Origin of the sequence: Planotetraspora mira (assembly GCF_016863275.1) — a bacterium.
Lineage (GTDB): Bacteria > Actinomycetota > Actinomycetes > Streptosporangiales > Streptosporangiaceae > Planotetraspora > Planotetraspora mira.
Window position 1 is genome coordinate 1 of the sequence record NZ_BOOO01000075.1, and the last position, 3,294, is coordinate 3,294.

The following is a 3,294-nucleotide window of genomic DNA, read 5'->3' on the forward strand; positions in this document are numbered from 1 at the left end:
GGGAGCAAGATATTCGTAATGTCCCATTATCTCTGAATCCGGCGGGATTCAGAGGGGGACATAGTTGATCGGAACCACCCACTTCCGCAGGTAGTGCGCGGGGTGGGTTCTGATCAACAGGGACCGGGCGCGGTCGTCGGGGGAGCGGTCGAGGCATGTCCGATGGGGGAGCGGCAGCAGGGTCCAGGAAGGTACGGCAGCGGCAGCGGCGGCGGGAGCGGCAGGCCGTGCCGAGGCCGTACGTGGTGAAGTTCGTGTTGACCGAGCAGGAGTACGCCGACTTCCGGGCGGCGGCGGAACGGCTCGGGTTGGCGCAGGGCGCTTACGCGGCCGAGGCGTCTTTGGCGGCGGCGCGGATGGCGAACCCGCCGATGCCGGACCCGTTTCGGGAAGCCTTGGTCGAGCTGATGCAGGCGTCGGGGCAGGTGCGGCGCATCGGGGTGAACCTCAACCAGGCGGTCGCCGCGCTCAACGCCACAGGGGCTGACCCAGGGAATCTCCTTCCGTACGCGGCCGCTTGTTTGCGGGCGGTGCAGCGCCTGGACGGAATCGCGGAAGCGGTCCGGAGGCGAATCCGGTGATCGGAAAGGTGCTTCGCGGGACGCGCGTCGAAGGGCTGCTTTATTACCTGTACGGCCCGGGCAGAGCCAACGAGCATGTGAACCCGCACCTCGTGGCGGGGTGGCGGCATCCGGCCGAGTTGGAGCCGGCTCTCCGCGCGGATGGCGGGCGGGATTTCCGGAATCTGATCGGATTGCTGAACCAGCCTCTCGCCGTCCTCGGTGGCGATGGTTATGACGAGCCGGTGTGGCATTGCGTCGCGCGCGCCGCTCGCGATGATCGAGTTCTGGACGACGATGAGTGGGCGCGGGTCGCCCACGAGATCATGAACCGGACCGGTCTTGCTGCCAGCGGGGATGACGATGCGGTGCGCTGGGTCTCGGTACGGCATGCCGATGACCACATTCACATCGTGGCCACCCTCGCGCGCCAGGACGGGACCAAGCCGAAGACCTGGAACGACTTCTACCGGGTGCGGGAAGCCTGCCAGGCGGTCGAGCGCCACTACGGCCTGAAAGTGACAGCTCCCGGCGATCGCACGGCAGCCCGCCAGCCGACGCGCAGTGAGACCGAACAGGCGCGGCGCCGGCGCTGGACTGAGGTTCCGAGAATCACGCTTCGCCGGCATGCCACCACGGCCGCGGCGGGAGCTGCTTCGGAGGAGGAGTTCTTCCGCCGGCTGGAGGCTTCCGGAGTGCTGGTCCGCAAGCGGTTCAGCCAGCGGACCCCCGGCGAGGTCACCGGCTACGCGGTTGCCCTGCCGATCCAGCTCAACCGCACGGGAGAACCGGTCTGGTTCGGCGGCGGCAAGCTGGCTTCCGACCTCACTCTTCCGAAACTCCGCACGCGCTGGAACGCCGGACGAGACAACCCCGCGAGCGCACTCGACTCGGCTGACCGGCGGCAGGTGTGGGATCACGCCGCTGAAGCCGCAGCAGCGGCTGCCACTCACATCCGGCGAGCGGTGGCCACTGATCCGAACGCCGCAGCAGACATCGCCGGCGCCACCTCCGACCTGCTGCATGTCGCATCGAGCGTGCTGAAGGACCGAAGGCTCCGCAGCGCGGCTGATGCCTTCGACCGAGCGGCGCGAGAGCCGTACGCCCGGATCGGAGGTGCGACGCCGGCCGGGATCGGCCTGCGTCGGGCGGCACGAATGCTGGCGTCCGCCGGGGCGACCTGGTCGGGTTCGACGCTCGCTGCCGGCGCCGTGGTCGCCAACATCGTGGCTTTGCTGAATGCGGTGGCACATTTGCGTGCTGTTCAGGGCCGGCTCGCTCAGGCGGTGGCGGCTCGGGCGGCGGTCCAGCGCCTGAGCCGAACCGCTGCCACCGGTGTCGCGGCCGCGCCACGGATGGCTGCTGCCGACTTCCCGCGTACCGGCGTTCCGCTGGATTCCGGACCGGTTCCGGGCAAGTCTGTCCGTTCCGCAGTTCGACCAGAGCCGTCGGCCAGGCGGCGCCCTCGGCTTTAGAGAAGGCGAACGGTCCTTTGCCCGGCTGGGGGAGTGCAGTCCTGGTTGGCGGGGCAGATTGGCAGGCGGGTTAGTTGATCATGTCTCGGGCGTGGTCAACGTTCGGGGGTGACCGTTGTGCCGATCATGGCTTTCTCCGCTGCGTGTCGCTGGGCAGCCATCGGGCTGCTCGCGGCGATGAGCGTGCCTGCTGTGGGCGCTGTGCCGGCGCTCGCCGCTGCGGGATGTCCGCATCTGGGGGAGACCGCCAACCGGTACATCGACGAGGAGAAGCTGTGCGCGAACTTCCAGCAGGAAGTCGCGAACTGGATCGCCACTGGCCAGCAGCCGGACCTCGGCCGGGCCCTGAGCAAGTCCGCGAAGGGATCCACGTTGCAGGTGGTCCCCCAGCAAGCCGACCCGGTCCAGTCTCCTGGAACTCCTTCGCAGCCTGCTAAGGAGAACAGCGGCCAGGCGCACGCGAAGAAATCTGCAAGGCGACACCGGCATGCCACCCACCAGCCCGATGTGGCGGGTACGGATCACCGTTCCGGACCTTCCGTCGCCCGCCCCGACACGACAGTCGCTCGTACGCGTCGATCCGGAAAGATGCGCCACCCGAAAACGCATGGCCATGCTCAAGTCGTCGCCGGAGCTCGAGGTGACAGGATCCGACGCCCGAAGAGTGAAGCCCCTCCTGCGCTTAGGACTCCGGGCGTGGAGCCGCGTTCCGCGCCGACCACGGTGAACCCGGGCGCCGCACAGGCGGTAAGCCACCAGACGGCGTCCGTCGGCCCTTCTCCCATTGCCATCTCGGCAGCCGTGGTGGCTGTGCTACTCCTGGGCATCGCCTTCTCGTTCCGGCGTCGGCTGCGCATGTGGTCGAGAAGGAACCGCCTCGCCCGCGATGGTGACCGCCTCCTTCGCTTCAGCTCCCCGACGGAGATGCCGCCTCCTGGCGAGGAGGAATCGGCGACGTCGATCGGTTACGCGGTCGCCCTGTCGGCGCTCCGTGGACTGGGGCTCGCAGGGGCCGGCTCTGACGGCGTGGCCCGCGCCATGCTCGTGGAGCTGTTGACCAGCAGCCACATCTCAGCCCGAGTGCTCATATCCCATGACGACATGGCCCGCCTGTTCGGGGACTACGCAAGTGAAGAGCTCCGCCACGTTCCGGGCCTGACCGTGCTGAACAGCCTTCTGGACGTGATCACCGAACTCGAAGTGGAGATCGTTCGCCGAATGGGACAGCGGTCAGATTCTGGAGCCCCTGCTGACATGCC

General features: G+C 68.1%; 3 protein-coding genes. All 3 read left to right on the top strand.

Annotation, left to right across the window (positions count from 1 at the left end; genetic code table 11):
• Nucleotides 1–155: 155 nt before the first annotated feature.
• Nucleotides 156–581: a hypothetical protein gene (locus Pmi06nite_RS41465; RefSeq protein ID WP_203958747.1), complete on the top strand. Its 426-nt coding sequence runs from the start codon at nt 156–158 to the stop codon at nt 579–581.
• Entirely contained in the window at nt 578–2,035 is a 1,458-nt protein-coding gene (locus tag Pmi06nite_RS41470; RefSeq protein ID WP_203958748.1) for a relaxase/mobilization nuclease domain-containing protein, read from the top strand. Before Pmi06nite_RS41465 ends, Pmi06nite_RS41470 begins: the two co-directional genes overlap by 4 nt.
• A 108-nt stretch (nt 2,036–2,143) precedes the next feature.
• Nucleotides 2,144–3,294: hypothetical protein (locus Pmi06nite_RS41475; protein ID WP_203958749.1), on the top strand; the 1,151-nt coding region annotated here is incomplete at its 3' end.

What these genes read in the sequence shown, in the direction of transcription:
- Pmi06nite_RS41465 (WP_203958747.1), top strand. Translation starts at nt 156, where the DNA reads ATGTCCGATGGGGGAGCGGCAGCAGGGTCCAGGAAGGTACGGCAGCGG.